The sequence below is a fragment of the Streptomyces yongxingensis genome, assembly GCF_055597465.1.
Map to the genome: position 1 here is coordinate 6,532,717 of NZ_CM145717.1, position 14,070 is coordinate 6,546,786.

13 protein-coding genes are annotated in these 14,070 nt (G+C 70.6%); 8 read left to right on the top strand and 5 right to left on the bottom strand.

Features of this window, described 5'->3' with window-relative positions; translation table 11 throughout:
• The first annotated feature begins 319 nt into the window (after positions 1-319).
• Positions 320-1,000 carry a response regulator transcription factor gene (locus tag ACZ6TD_RS28270; protein WP_020870789.1) on the top strand — a complete coding sequence of 227 codons (681 nt, stop codon included), beginning with the start codon at positions 320-322 and terminating at the stop codon, positions 998-1,000.
• 22 nt (positions 1,001-1,022) lie between these two features.
• The gene (locus ACZ6TD_RS28275; protein ID WP_471342636.1) at positions 1,023-2,273 is read left to right on the top strand and encodes an ATP-binding protein; all 1,251 of its coding nucleotides are present in this window, start codon (positions 1,023-1,025) and stop codon (positions 2,271-2,273) included.
• 28 nt (positions 2,274-2,301) lie between these two features.
• On the opposite strand, the gene ACZ6TD_RS28280 is transcribed toward ACZ6TD_RS28275, so the two are convergent.
• Positions 2,302-2,829, bottom strand: coding sequence for a GtrA family protein (locus ACZ6TD_RS28280; protein ID WP_471342639.1), 528 nt, complete (start codon positions 2,827-2,829; stop codon positions 2,302-2,304).
• A gap of 183 nt (positions 2,830-3,012) precedes the next feature.
• Here ACZ6TD_RS28280 and ACZ6TD_RS28285 point away from each other — a divergent pair, with 183 nt between their 5' ends.
• The 3 genes from ACZ6TD_RS28285 (at position 3,013) to ACZ6TD_RS28295 (ending at position 6,053) form a co-directional block, all read left to right on the top strand.
• Entirely contained in the window at positions 3,013-4,134 is a 1,122-nt protein-coding gene (locus ACZ6TD_RS28285) for a 5-(carboxyamino)imidazole ribonucleotide synthase (protein WP_471358111.1), read from the top strand.
• The gene (gene purE / locus ACZ6TD_RS28290; RefSeq protein WP_471342640.1) at positions 4,131-4,655 is read left to right on the top strand and encodes a 5-(carboxyamino)imidazole ribonucleotide mutase; all 525 of its coding nucleotides are present in this window, start codon (positions 4,131-4,133) and stop codon (positions 4,653-4,655) included. The genes ACZ6TD_RS28285 and purE overlap by 4 nt, the downstream gene beginning before the upstream one ends.
• Before the next feature lie 198 nt (positions 4,656-4,853).
• Positions 4,854-6,053 (top strand): dipeptidase, encoded by a 1,200-nt coding sequence (locus tag ACZ6TD_RS28295; RefSeq protein WP_471342641.1) that lies wholly within the window; start codon positions 4,854-4,856, stop codon positions 6,051-6,053.
• Between the two features lie 28 nt (positions 6,054-6,081).
• Here ACZ6TD_RS28295 and ACZ6TD_RS28300 read toward each other — a convergent pair whose 3' ends face one another.
• Positions 6,082-6,450: a VOC family protein gene (locus ACZ6TD_RS28300; RefSeq protein ID WP_471342643.1), complete on the bottom strand. Its 369-nt coding sequence runs from the start codon at positions 6,448-6,450 to the stop codon at positions 6,082-6,084.
• Positions 6,451-6,574: 124 nt separating this feature from the next.
• Positions 6,575-7,915 (bottom strand): UDP-glucose dehydrogenase family protein, encoded by a 1,341-nt coding sequence (locus ACZ6TD_RS28305; protein WP_471342644.1) that lies wholly within the window; start codon positions 7,913-7,915, stop codon positions 6,575-6,577.
• A 220-nt stretch (positions 7,916-8,135) separates the two neighbouring features.
• Here ACZ6TD_RS28305 and ACZ6TD_RS28310 point away from each other — a divergent pair, with 220 nt between their 5' ends.
• A complete protein-coding gene (locus ACZ6TD_RS28310) occupies positions 8,136-9,257 on the top strand; it encodes an acyl-CoA dehydrogenase family protein (RefSeq protein ID WP_471358114.1) in 1,122 nt (373 codons plus the stop codon).
• A gap of 65 nt (positions 9,258-9,322) precedes the next feature.
• On the opposite strand, the gene ACZ6TD_RS28315 is transcribed toward ACZ6TD_RS28310, so the two are convergent.
• Entirely contained in the window at positions 9,323-10,642 is a 1,320-nt protein-coding gene (locus tag ACZ6TD_RS28315) for an LCP family protein (protein ID WP_471342646.1), read from the bottom strand.
• Between the two features lie 107 nt (positions 10,643-10,749).
• Between ACZ6TD_RS28315 and ACZ6TD_RS28320 the strand changes: the two genes are divergently transcribed.
• Complete coding sequence (locus tag ACZ6TD_RS28320; RefSeq protein ID WP_138915309.1) at positions 10,750-11,322, top strand: acyl-CoA thioesterase; 573 nt, start codon at positions 10,750-10,752, stop codon at positions 11,320-11,322.
• Positions 11,323-11,331: 9 nt separating this feature from the next.
• Here ACZ6TD_RS28320 and ACZ6TD_RS28325 read toward each other — a convergent pair whose 3' ends face one another.
• Entirely contained in the window at positions 11,332-12,780 is a 1,449-nt protein-coding gene (locus ACZ6TD_RS28325; RefSeq protein WP_471342648.1) for an LCP family protein, read from the bottom strand.
• A 220-nt stretch (positions 12,781-13,000) separates the two neighbouring features.
• Here ACZ6TD_RS28325 and ACZ6TD_RS28330 point away from each other — a divergent pair, with 220 nt between their 5' ends.
• A complete protein-coding gene (locus ACZ6TD_RS28330) occupies positions 13,001-14,017 on the top strand; it encodes a glycosyltransferase family 2 protein (protein ID WP_471342649.1) in 1,017 nt (338 codons plus the stop codon).
• Positions 14,018-14,070 lie beyond the last annotated feature (53 nt).

The window sequence follows — 14,070 nt, forward strand, 5'->3', positions numbered from 1 at the left end:
CTTTCCTTGCGTGCTCAGGAGCGCCGCCTGCGGGGCCGGCGCCCATGGGGGGATGGCTGAGCGACTGAGCGCCGGATGTGGGCCGGGCCGGTCGTGCCAACCTCGTCCCGCTCCGGACATGACAGAGACCTTTGGGTGCGTCGTCGCCACCAAAGGCCCCGGAGGAGTGCTGCAGACGTTGTTTCACCATACGACACGTTCTGGACACTCTTGGAGACGGTGAGAGATACCTCACGGGCGAGGCGTGCAACCGTCCGTGCTCCGTTCGTCGCGCCGTACGCGCCCCGTGCTCCGACCTCAGCGGACTACCATCACCCCCATGACCCGAGTACTGCTCGCCGAGGATGACGCATCCATCTCGGAGCCGCTCGCCCGCGCCCTGCGCCGCGAGGGGTACGAGGTCGAGGTGCGTGAGGACGGACCCACCGCGCTCGACGCCGGTCTCCAAGGGGGCGTCGATCTGATCGTCCTCGACCTCGGCCTGCCCGGGATGGACGGGCTCGAGGTCTGTCGTCGGCTCCGTACGGAGGGCCATGGCTTTCCGGTGCTGGTGCTCACGGCCCGCGCGGACGAGGTGGACACGGTGGTCGGCCTGGACGCCGGCGCCGACGACTACGTGACCAAGCCGTTCCGGCTCGCCGAGCTGCTCGCCCGGGTCCGGGCGCTGCTGCGGCGCGGCGCCGTCGAGACGCAGCAACAGCAGCCGGCCACCCACGGGGTGCGGATCGACGTCGAGTCGCACCGCGCCTGGATGGGCGACGAGGAGCTGCAGCTGACCGCCAAGGAATTCGACCTGCTGCGGGTCCTGGTGCGGGACGCCGGGCGGGTGGTCACCCGCGACCAGCTGATGCGCGAGGTGTGGGACACCACCTGGTGGTCCTCCACCAAGACCCTCGACATGCACATCTCCTGGCTGCGCAAGAAGCTCGGTGACGATGCGGCCAACCCCCGCTATATCGCCACCGTCCGTGGCGTCGGCTTCAGATTCGAGAAAAGCTGACCCGAGCTGACACGGTAGGGCAATGCGCCGTCGCTTGATCAACTCAACACTGGCCGTGGTGCTCGTCGTCATCGCGGTCTTCGGCCTGTCGCTGGTCATCGTCGAGACGCGGACCATCGAGAACAGCGCCCAGGAGAGCGTGAGCTCCGACGCGGTGCGCCTGGTCAGCATCGTCGACAGCAGGCTGCTGGGCGGTGAGGGGGTCACCCCCAGGGTGCTGCGCGAGCAGATCGAGCCCGGGCGCTACGCGGTGATCAGGATGCCCGACCACCGCACGGTGGAGATCGGCAAGCGCCCCACGGGCAGTGTCATCTCCGCCGAGGAGCCGGGGGAGCAGGGCGAGGTCGTCAAGGTCGAGGCGTCCCGCTCCACGGTGAGCCGTGAGATAGGCCGCACCATGCTGATCATCCTCGCGGTCGCGCTGCTCGCCGTGCTCGCCGCGGTGGCCCTCGCCGTACGCCAGGCGCACCGGCTCTCCGCCCCGCTCACCGATCTCGCGGAGACCGCCGAGCGGCTGGGCTCCGGAGACCCCCGGCCGCGCCACCGGCGCTACGGGGTGCCGGAGCTGGACCGGGTCGCCGACGTCCTGGACGCGAGCGCCGAGCGCATCGCCCGGATGCTCACCGCCGAGCGGCGGCTGGCCGCCGACGCCTCCCACCAGCTCCGTACGCCGCTGACCGCGCTGTCGATGCGGCTGGAGGAGATCACGCTCACCGACGACCCGGAGACGGTCAAGGAGGAGGCGACGATCGCGCTGGGCCAGGTGGAGCGGCTCACCGATGTCGTCCAGCGGCTGCTGACCAATTCGCGCGATCCGCGCAGCGGCTCCGCGGTCGCCTTCGACCTGGACGAGGTCGTCAAGCAGCAGATCGAGGAGTGGCGCCCGGCCTCGCGCAGCGAGGGCCGCGCCATCGTGCGCTCGGGCAAGAAGGGGCTGCGCGCGGTGGGCACCCCGGGCGCGGTCGCCCAGGTGCTGGCCACGCTGATCGAGAACTCGCTGATGCACGGTGACGGTACGGTCGCGCTGCGTACGCGCGTCACCGGCAACCAGGCCGTGGTGGAGGTCTCCGACGAGGGGCCGGGGGTGTCGCCGGACCTGGGGGCGCGGGTCTTCGAGCGCACGGTCAGCGGACGGAACTCCACGGGGCTGGGGCTGGCCGTGGCGCGGGACCTGGCGGAGGCGGACGGCGGCCGCCTGGAGCTGCTCCAGCAGCATCCGCCGGTGTTCGCGCTCTTCCTCAGCCGCGAGGCCGAGGACCCCTCGGCCTCCTGAGCGGTCGGAGACCCCGTGGGCCGAGCGGTTACTTCCGGACCGGCTGCTTCCGGGTGGCCTGGGCGGGCGGCGCCTCGGACAGGAATGCCTCCGCGCGCTCGACGGCCTCCCGCGCGGGCAGCGTCCGGAACACCCAGGTCCGGTAGGACCAGAAGCGGAAGAGGGTGCCCAGGCCGATGCCGACGAACTTGAACACATTGCTCTGGAGTGAGCTGTCCCACCCGAAGCCATACGTGGCGGTGTAGAGCACACCGTTCTCGATGATCAGGCCGATGGCGCTGAACAGCAGAAAGAGGCTGAGCTCCTTGGTGCGGCCCTGCTTGTCGCGGTCCCGGTAGGTGAAGTACCGATATCCCAGGTAGTTGAAGCCGGTGGCGACCACCGTGGCCACGATGCTGGCCCGCACCACGGGCAGTTCGGTGACCCCGCGCACCAGGTTGAACACCGCGAGATTGACGAAGACGCCGGCACCGCCGACCACCCCGAACTTCGCGATCTCGCGGGTCAGTTGCCCCATCCGGGCACGCAGCCCATCGAGTGTGCTCCGTTCACTCATGGTGATCGTTCAGCCCCGTCCCGTCGGCGTCGTCAATCCCCCCATGCTAACCAGCGGCCGTGCTTCGCGCCCTCCAGGCGACGAGGCCGGCCCCGGCGGAATATCTGGAGGTTCCTCCAACGCAGGTCAGGGCCGGTCGGAGGGGGAAGTTACCCTGGGAGGGTGACATTCCCGGTAGTCGGCATGGTCGGCGGCGGCCAGCTCGCCCGTATGACCCATGAGGCGGGCATCCCCCTCGGCATCAGGTTCAAGCTGCTCAGTGACACCCCCCAGGACTCGGCGGCCCAGGTGGTCAGCGATGTCGTCATCGGCGACTACCGCGACCTGGACACCCTTCGTGCTTTCGCACAGGGCTGTGATGTGGTCACCTTCGACCACGAGCACGTCCCGGCCGAGCATCTGCGCACCCTGGAAGCGGACGGCGTGGTCATCCGCCCCGGAGTCGAGGCGCTGCTGCACGCCCAGGACAAGGGTGTGATGCGCGAGCGGCTGCGTACGGCCGGTGTGCCGTGCCCCCGCCACCGCATCGTGGCCGACCCCGAGGACGTGGCGCGATTCGCGGAGGAGGAGGGCGACGGATACCCGGTCGTCCTCAAGACGGTGCGCGGCGGCTACGACGGCAAGGGCGTCTGGGTCGTCCGCGGCGTGGCGGAGGCGGCCGAGCCGTTCCGCGCGGGCGTGCCCGTCCTCGCCGAGGAGATGGTCGACTTCGCCCGCGAGCTCGCCGCCAATGTCGTGCGGTCCCCGCACGGCCAGGCCGTCGCCTACCCCGTCGTGGAGTCGATCCAGGTGAACGGGGTCTGTGACACCGTGATCGCCCCGGCCCCCGGCCTCTCCGAGGAGCTGTCCGGCCAGGCGCAGGAGATGGCGCTGAAGATCGCCGCGGAGCTGGGGGTGGTCGGCCATCTCGCGGTCGAGCTCTTCGAGACCCGCGACGGCCGGCTGCTGGTCAACGAGTTGGCGATGCGCCCCCACAACTCCGGCCACTGGACCCAGGACGGCGCCGTCACCTCCCAGTTCGCCAACCACGTACGGGCCGTGCTGGACCTGCCGCTCGGCGACCCCCGCCCGCGTGTGCCGTGGACCGTGATGACCAATGTGCTCGGCGGCGACTTCCCCGACATGTACGCGGCCTATCTGCACTGCATGGCCCGTGACCCGGCGCTCAAGATCCATATGTACGGCAAGGACGTGAAGCCCGGGCGCAAGGTCGGCCACGTCAACACCTACGGCGACGACCTGGCCGACGTCCGCGAGCGCGGCCGCCACGCCGCCGACTACCTCCGAGGGACCATCACCGAATGAGCGCTCCTGTGATCGGCATCGTCATGGGCTCCGACTCCGACTGGCCCGTCATGGAAGAAGCGGCCAAGGCCCTCGACGAGTTCGAGGTCCCGTACGAGGTGGATGTCGTCTCGGCACACCGCATGCCGCGCGAGATGGTCGCCTACGGGGAGAACGCGGCGGACCGCGGCCTCAAGGCGATCATCGCCGGCGCGGGCGGCGCCGCCCACCTCCCGGGCATGCTCGCGTCCGTCACCCCCCTGCCGGTCATCGGGGTGCCCGTACCGCTGAAGTACCTCGACGGCATGGACTCCCTGCTGTCGATCGTCCAGATGCCCGCCGGGGTCCCGGTGGCCACCGTCTCCGTGGGCGGCGCCCGCAACGCGGGCCTCCTGGCCGCCCGCGTCCTGGCCGCGCATGACCCCGCACTCCAGTCCCGGATGCGCGAGTTCCAGGACGAACTCAACGCCCAGGCCACGGAGAAGGGCAAGCGCCTGCGCGCGAAGGTGGACGGGGCGGGTTCGTTCGGCTTCGGTCACTGAGCAGCTATCAAGCCCCTCCGGCCTTTGAGGAGCGGGGTCCGGGGCGGAGCCCCGGCGGGGGCCCGGGGGCGGAGCCCCCGAAAACGGGGGGCTGGGGGCGGAGTCCCCAGTTTCGGGAACGGGCGGGGTGGGGCATAGCCCGCCGCAGGCGCCCCCACAACACGTGACTTCCACCGCCCCGCGTACGAAACTACGAGGATGACCGATCACCTCGCGCAAGCCCACGACCTGCTGGCCACCCACCCCATCGTGGACGGCCACAACGACTTCCCCTGGGCCCTGCGCGAGCAGGTCCGCTACGACCTCGACCAGCGCGACATGGCCGCCGACCTCACCGCGTACACCCACACCGACCTCCCCCGCCTCCGGGCCGGCGGCGTAGGCGCCCAGTTCTGGTCGGTGTTCGTGCGCTCCGACTTCCAGGGCGACACGGCGGTCAGTGCCACCCTTGAACAGATCGACGTCGTCCGCCGGTTCACCGACCGGTACGCAACCGACCTGCGCCCAGCCTTCACCGCCGACGACATGGAGGCGGCCCGGGCCGAGGGCCGGATCGCCTCCCTCATGGGCGCCGAGGGCGGCCACAGCATCAACTGCTCCCTGGCCACCCTGCGCACCCTCTACGACCTGGGCGTGCGCTATATGACGCTCACCCACAACGACAACGTCCCCTGGGCCGACTCGGCGACCGACGAGCCGAAGGCACACGGCCTCACCCGCTTCGGCGAGGAGGTGGTGCGCGAGATGAACCGCCTGGGCATGCTCGTCGACCTCTCCCATGTCTCGGCCGACACCATGCGGGACGCGCTCCGCGTGACCGAGGCGCCCGTGGTCTTCTCGCACTCCTCCGCGCGCGCCGTCTGCGACCATCCGCGCAACATCCCGGACGATGTGCTGGAGCTGCTGCCCGCCAACGGGGGCGTGGCGATGGCCACCTTCGTGCCCAAGTTCGTGCTGCCCGAGGCGGTCGCCTGGACCCGGGAGGCGGACGAGAACATGCGCGCCCACGGGCTGCATCCGCTGGAGATGACGCCCGCCGCGATGAAGGTGCAGCGCGCCTTCGAGGAGGCCAACCCGCGACCCATGGCCACCGTGTCGACCGTCGCCGACCACCTCGACCACATGCGCGAGGTGGCGGGCATCGACCACATCGGCATCGGCGGGGACTTCGACGGCACCGCCTTCACCCCGGAGGGCCTGGGCGATGTCGCGGGCTATCCGAACCTTTTGGCCGAGCTCCTCGACCGCCGCTGGTCACCGGCCGACCTGGCCAAGCTGACCTGGCAGAACGCGGTCCGTACGCTGCGCGGCGCGGAGGACGCGGCACGCGCGGCCCGCACCACACGCGGCCCGTCCATCGCGACGATCGACCAACTGGACGCCACGGACGCCGCCTGAGGCGCATAATGGGCCAGTCAGGAACGGATCAGGGATGGATCAGGCAGAAGGGGTGCCCCGCCGGGTCGGCGAAGACGCGGAAGTCCCGCTTCCCGCCCTCGTCGTCGAGGTCCAGCGCCCGGGCCCCCAGCGCCAGCACCCGCTCCTGCGCCGCTGCCATATCGGTCACCCGCAGATCGAAGTGCAACTGCTGCGACTCCTTCGCCGACGGCCAGCTCGGCGCGACGAAGCCGGGCGCCTCCTGGAAGGCCAGCCGGGCCCCGTCGGGCAGGTGCAGATCGACCCAGGGCTTCCCCTCGTTCTTGATCTCACCGCCCAGCACCTGCTGGTAGAAGCGGGCGAGCGCGGTGGGGTCGGGGCAGTCGATCGCGGTGACGTCCAGCTTGGCGATGGCCATGGCTCCTCCTAGGGTCCCGTCCCGGGTTGACCGAACGGGCCCCGTCAAACGGGGAGCGTCACAACGGACCCGCCGAACGGGAGCCTCGGACCGGACCCGCCGAACGAGGAGCCTTGCGGCAGCCTCACGCCATCGGGCGCCCGAGCGCCCGGTAGGTCCACCCGGCGTCGCGCCAGACGTCGGGGTCCAGCGCGTTGCGCCCGTCGAGGATGCGGCGCTCGGCGACGACCGCGCCGAGGCTCGCCGGGTCCAGCTCCCGGAACTCGCGCCACTCGGTGAGGTGCAGCACCGCATGGGCGCCCTCCGCCGCCGCGGCCGCGCTCGGGGCGTAGGCGAGGGTGGGGAAGAGGGCCCGGGCGTTCTCCATGCCCTTGGGGTCGAAGACGGTCACCTGGGCGCCCTGGAGCTGTATCTGACCGGCCACATTGAGCGCGGGGGAGTCCCGGACGTCATCGGAGTCCGGCTTGAAGGTCGCGCCCAGCACCGCGACCCGCTTGCCCAGGAAGGCGCCGCCGACGGCCTCGCGGGCCAGCTCGACCATATGGCCGCGGCGCCGCATGTTGATCGAGTCGACCTCGCGGAGGAAGGTCAGCGCCTGGTCGGCGCCGAGCTCACCGGCGCGCGCCATGAAGGCCCGGATGTCCTTCGGAAGACAGCCGCCGCCGAAGCCGATCCCGGCCCGCAGGAACTTCTTGCCGATGCGCTCGTCGTAGCCGATGGCCTCGGCCAGCTTGACCACATCGCCGCCCGCGGCCTCGCAGACCTCGGCCATCGCGTTGATGAAGGAGATCTTGGTCGCCAGGAAGGAGTTGGCCGCGACCTTCACCAGCTCGGCGGTCGGGAAGTCGGTCACCACGAAGGGCGAGCCCTCGCCGATGGGCGTCTGGTACACCTCGCGCAGCAGCTTCTCGGCCCGGTCGCCCGCGACGCCGACCACGATCCGGTCCGGGTGCAGGGTGTCCTGGACGGCGAACCCCTCGCGCAGGAACTCCGGGTTCCAGGCGAGCTCCGCGTCGGCCCCCACGGGAGCCAGCTCGGCCAGCCGGGCGGCGAGCAGGTCGGCGCTGCCCACCGGCACCGTGGACTTGCCCACGACCAGCGCGGGGCGGCGCAGATGCGGGGCGAGCGACTCCACCGCGGAGTTCACATAGCTCATGTCGCAGGCGTACTCGCCGTGCTTCTGCGGGGTGTTCACACAGATGAAGTGGATGTCGCCGAACTCCCCGGCCTCCTCGTAGGAGGTGGTGAAGCGCAGCCGCCCGCTGGCCCCTTCGATCCCCGCGACGTGGCGCCGCAGCAGTTCCTCGAGTCCGGGCTCGTACATCGGCACCCGGCCCTCGGTGAGCATCGCGATCTTCTCGGGCACGACGTCGAGGCCCAGGACCTCGAAGCCCAGCTCCGCCATGGCCGCTGCGTGGGTGGCGCCGAGGTAGCCGGTGCCGATCACGGTGATCTTGAGGGCCATGCAGTGCTCCAGAACGGTCGATCGCAGATGCGGTGCCTGAGCATAGTCGGGACCGCGGTACGGGCTCAGCCGACTCTGTCAGGTAACTCACGTATACCTACCGAGGCGTCGCCCCTAGAATTCAGTTACTTAACGGTAGTTAGCGCTCTAATGGGGAGTGAGAGGCTTGGCGTCCTCGGGATACGACTTCGACCTGTACCGGCCGTCCGAAGAGCACGACATGCTCAGGGACGCCGTCCGCTCTCTCGCCGAGGCGAAGATAGCCCCTTATGCCGCCGAGGTCGACGAGGAGGCCCGCTTCCCCCAGGAGGCGCTGGACGCCCTGGTCGCGAACGATCTCCACGCGGTGCACGTCCCCGAGTCCTACGGCGGCTCGGGCGCGGACGCGCTGGCCACCGTGATCGTCATCGAGGAGGTCGCCCGGGTCTGCGCCTCCTCCTCCCTGATCCCCGCGGTCAACAAGCTGGGCTCGCTGCCGGTCATCCTCTCCGGCTCCGAGGAGCTGAAGAAGAAGTACCTGGCCCCGCTCGCCAAGGGCGACGCGATGTTCTCGTACTGCCTCTCCGAGCCGGACGCGGGCTCGGACGCCGCCGGGATGAAGACCAAGGCGGTCCGCGACGGCGACTTCTACGTGCTCAACGGCGTCAAGCGCTGGATCACCAACGCCGGGGTCTCCGAGTACTACACGGTGATGGCCGTCACCGACCCCGAGAAGCGCTCCAAGGGCATCTCCGCCTTCGTCGTCGAGAAGTCCGACCCGGGCGTGTCCTTCGGCGCCCCGGAGAAGAAGCTCGGCATCAAGGGCTCCCCGACCCGCGAGGTCTACCTCGACAACGTCCGCATCCCCGCCGACCGGATCATCGGCGCCGAGGGCACCGGCTTCGCCACCGCCATGAAGACCCTCGACCACACCCGGATCACCATCGCCGCCCAGGCCCTCGGCATCGCCCAGGGCGCGCTCGACTACGCCAAGGGGTACGTCCAGGAGCGCAAGCAGTTCGGCAAGCCGATCGGCGACTTCCAGGGCGTCCAGTTCATGCTCGCCGACATGGCGATGAAGCTGGAGGCCGCCCGGCAGCTCACGTACGCGGCGGCGGCCCGGTCCGAGCGGGTGTCCCTCGGCGGCGGCAAGGAGGACCTGACGTTCTTCGGCGCCGCGGCCAAGTGCTACGCCTCCGACGCCGCGATGGAGATCACCACGGACGCGGTCCAGCTACTCGGCGGCTACGGCTACACCCGTGACTACCCGCTCGAGCGGATGATGCGTGACGCCAAGATCACGCAGATCTACGAGGGCACCAACCAGGTCCAGCGCATCGTGATGGCGCGCAACCTTCCGTAGTCCTCGAAGGACAAAAGACCGCTGCCGGGCCCGACGGGTCCGGCAGCGGTCTTTTGTGGTCCGGATCAGTTGCTGGAGACGGTGACCTTGTCGTCGTTCTTCAGCTCGCCCATCAGCTGCTTGACCTTGGCCATGTCCCACTGCACCGCGCTGCCCTTGGAGGTGGCCAGGCCGGGGTTGGAGATCGGCATGTTCATCTGCTTGCCGTCGCCGCCGGAGACGCTCTTCATCGCGAAGAACATGTCCTTCACGTCCCACAGGCTCATGTCCTTGTCGACGACCAGGTTGTCCAGGCCGGCGCCCATCGTCGGGTAGAGCTTGAACGGGTTCATGATCGTGCTCGGCGAGGCCGCCTTGTTGGCCAGCGCGGACAGGAACTTCTGCTGGTTCTTGGTGCGGTCCAGGTCGCCGCCCGCGAGGCCGTAGCGCTGCCGGACGAAGGCGAGCGCCTGCTGGCCGTTCAGCGTCTGCTTGCCCTTCTTCAGGTCATTGCCGGACTTCTTGTCCTTCATGTCCTGCGGGATGTCGATGTCGACGCCGCCGACGCCGTCCACGAGGTTGGCGAAGCCGTCGAAGCCGATCTCCGCGTAGTGGTCGATCTTCAGACCGGTGTTGTACTCGATCGTGCGGACCAGCAGTCCGGGGCCCTCGGAGGAGTACGAGGCGTTCAGCTTGTTCTGGCTCTGCGGGATCCGATTGCCGCTCTCCGAGCCGGTGAAGGCCGGGATGGTGACCCAGGAGTCACGCGGGAGGCTGACCATGGTGTTGCCGTTCTCACCGACATGGAGAAGGATCATGGAGTCGGTGCGGCGGCCGTCGGCCGAGCCGGTGTGCAGCTTCTTCTTGTCCTCGTCGGACATGCCCTCGCGGCTGTCCGAACCGACGATCAGGTAGTTGGTGCCCTTGCCGCCGCCCGGCCGGTCCTCGACCTTGCTGAGGTCGACCTCGCGGCGGAGCTTGGAGTCGGCCCAGAAGTAGGTGCCGATGCCGACGGCGAGCAGCAGGACGATCAGGGTGACCAGGCCGATGGTTATCCGGCGCTTCCAGTTCTTCGGCCTCACCGGACGCGGGCCGGGGCCGCCGGGACCACCGGGGCCGCCGTGGTCGCCGCCCGGTCCGCCGTTGCCGCGGCCGTAGACCTGACCGGTGTTGTAACCGTCGTCGTAGTCGTCATAGCCCTGGGACGCCTGCTGCCGCGGAACGGTGCCGCGGGGCGAGAGGTCGGGCGGCAGTGGGGGCTCGTCGTAGGGCGGCGGACCGCCCGCTCCAGGCGCCGTGCGCCTCACCTGCGGCATGGCACGAGCCCCCTCCGGCTCGGCGCTGCCGCTACCACGTCCGTACCGGCCGCTACCGTCGCCGGACCATCCCTGGGGCCATTCGCTCATGCAAGGCAGTGTGCCTGGTCGGGTGGGTCGCATTACAGGCCGGGGGCAGGATCGCGGCACGGCTGTTGCAGACCTGATAAGAATCTGGTCCGCATAAGGTGGACGACATGACCAAACAGGCCCAGGGTGCGGAACCGGAGCTTCCGGGAAAGCCCACCTCCGCCTCTCGTACCACGCTGTCACACATCATGACCGGCAGTGACACCAATCTCCTCGGTACCGTCCACGGCGGCGTGATCATGAAGCTGGTGGACGACGCCGCCGGAGCGGTCGCCGGACGCCACTCCGAGGGGCCCGCGGTCACCGCGTCGATGGACGAGATGGCCTTCCTCGAACCGGTCAGAGTCGGCGACCTCGTCCATGTGAAGGCCCAGGTCAACTGGACCGGCCGGTCCTCCATGGAGATCGGGGTGCGGGTGCTGGCCGAGCGGTGGAACGAGTCCACGCCCGCCACCCAGGTCGGCAGCGCCTATCTGGTCTTCGCCGCCGTCGACGCCGACGGCAAGCCCCGGCCCGTGCCCCCGGTCATCCCGGAGAGCGAACGGGACAAGCGGCGCTACCAGGAGGCCGAGATCCGCCGCACCCACCGGCTGGCCCGGCGCCGCGCGATCAAGGAACTCCGCGCCCAGCGCACCGCCGGGCGCGCCGACGACGCCACCGAGGGCGCCGACCGGCGGTGACCCCCGGGGTCAGAGGGAGCGGGTGGCGCCGCCCTCGGGGCAGACGACCTCGTCGCCGGTGACGGCCCCGAACCCGGCGGTGTCGGTCTTCGGCGCCTCGACCCGCACCGGCCGTACGCCCTTGTAGTCCGCGCCGACCGTGACCTGCATCACCGCGCCCTGCCCGACCACCGGCTTCAGCCGGGCCCCGGGCAGCGCGGCCGCCAGCGAGCGCACCGAGCGGCCCCAGACGGGGTCGTACGCGATCACCGTGTGCCGGACGTCGGGCGTCGCGGCGTCGGCGGGGGAGCCGGTGGTGGCGAAGCCGGTGGCGTGCAGCGCGCGGTCCGCGCGGCGGGCGAGCCCCGTCGTATTGGTGCCGTTGAGCACGTGGACCCGGACCCGGGCCGGGTCCACGTCCACCGGGGTGGCCCGGACACGCTTCGGGCGGTGGGCGACGAGCGGCCGGTCCTCGCGGAGGGTGGTGAAGAGCCGCTCGGCCTTGGCCCGGTCCCAGCGGAGCGTGGAGCCGGCCCCCTTCACCGGAACGCCGGGCAGCACCACCGGGACCGAGGCGAACTCCGAGGACGCGGGGGTGACCCCGCTCATCGCCCGCCCCAGGGCGACCATGTCCTCCGCACTGAAGCCGTGGTCGGCGCGGACCGAGCCCAGCAGGGCACCGGCCACCCGGTTGAACCGCACCGGGTTGAGCAGGATGCCCCCGGCCGTGATCTGGTGGACCACAGCCGCCAGGAAGCGCTGCTGCCGCTGGATCCGGCCCAGGTCGGAGGTGCCGTCCACATGCCGGGAGCGGACGTACTGCAGGGCCTGGCCGCCGTTCAGGACATGGGTGCCGGCCGGCAGGTCAAGACCGGTGTGGTCGTCCTTGAGCGGACGCGCGGTGCAGATCTTCACCCCGCCGAGCACATCCACCGTCTTCATGAAGCTGGTGAAGTCCACCTCGAGGTAGTGGTCGACATGGACGCCGGTCAGATGCTCCACGGTGCGCACGGTCAGGCTCGGCCCGCCCTCGGCGTACGCGGCGTTGAGCTTCCGCGGATGGCTCGGATGGCTCTTGCCGGTGGCGTCGGTGTACGCGGGGATCCTGGCGTACGAGTCGCGGGGCAGGCTGACCGCGCTGACCCGGCGGTGGTCGCCCGACAGATGCATCAGCATGATCGTGTCGGTGCAGCGGCAGGGGGCTCCGCCCAGCCGGTACAGCGCCTTCTCCCGAGGCGTGATCTTCTCCCGTCCGTCCGTGCCGACCACGAGGAAGGTGACGCCCCCGCCGGTGGTCTTCGGCCGGTTGTCCAGGCCGCCGAAGGCATCCACCCGGTGGATCCCGGATTCGAGCTCCCTGACCAGCAGATGCCCGATGCCGCTGACCGCCAGCACCAGACAGGCGCCGCCCGTGGCCAGCCGCAGCCCCCAGCGGGGGCGGCGGGCGCGGGGGCGCGGCGATCGGGCCGGTGCACTCACTGAAGGGGACCTCCGTGACTTCGGCGGGCTGGGCGGAACCGCCTCACCGTAGGCCCATACGACGATCGCCTTGACGGCCCCACGCCGCCGGTACGGGGCGCTGCCACCCGGGCGGCGCGTTCCGGCGTCCCCCATTCGCGGTACCGTGGCCCGGAAACCGCAGTCCTTTGGGGCCCCGCCCCCAGTCTCCTGGGGCCCGGCCCCCGAACCCCGAGGTGCCATGCCCCCGCATCAGCTCCCGGCCGTCTCCGTGATCATGCCGGTGCTCAATGAGGAACGCCATCTGCGCAATGCCGTGCGGCACATCCTGGAGCAGGAGTACGACGGTGAGATGGAGGTGGTGATCGCGCTCGGCCCGTCCACGGACCGCACCGACGAGATCGCCGCCGAACTGGTGGCGGAGGACCCCCGGGTGCATACGGTCCCCAACCCCACGGGCCGCACCCCCGCCGCCCTGAACGCGGCGATCAAGGCGTCCCGCCATCCGGTGGTGGTCCGGGTCGACGGCCACGGCATGCTCTCGCCCGACTACATCGCGACCGCCGTACGGCTCCTGGAGGAGACCGGCGCGCAGAACGTCGGCGGGCTCATGCACGCCGAGGGGGAGAACGACTGGGAGAAGGCCGTCGCCGCCGCCATGACCTCCAAGATCGGGGTGGGCAACGCGGCCTTCCACACCGGTGGTGAGGCGGCCCCCGCCGAGACCGTCTATCTGGGCGTCTTCCGGCGCGAGGCGCTGGAGCGGCAGGGCGGGTACAACGAGGAGTTCATCCGCGCCCAGGACTGGGAGCTGAACTTCCGGATCCGCGAGGCCGGCGGGCTGATCTGGTTCTCGCCCGAGCTGAAGGTCTCCTACCGGCCGCGGCCGAGCGTGCGGGCCCTGGCCAAGCAGTACAAGGACTACGGCCGCTGGCGCCATGTCGTGGCCCGCTTCCACCAGGGCTCGATCAACCTGCGCTATCTCGCCCCGCCGACCGCCGTCGTCGCCATCGCGGCGGGCATCGTGGCGGGCGCGGCCGTCACCCCGTGGGGCTTCGTGATCCCCGGCGGCTATCTGGCCGCGATCGTCGCGGGCTCGCTCCCCGCGGGCAAGGGGCTTCCGGTGGCGGCCCGGCTGCGGATCCCGGTGGCGCTCGCGACCATGCACATGTCATGGGGCTGGGGCTTTCTGACCAGCCCGCGGTCGCTCGCCAAGAAGGTCATCGCCAGCCGCCGCCCGGCGGTCATGGCGCCGTAGCCGCGCCCGTACGCCACGTACGCCACGTACGCCGGAGGGGCCGGACCCGCATC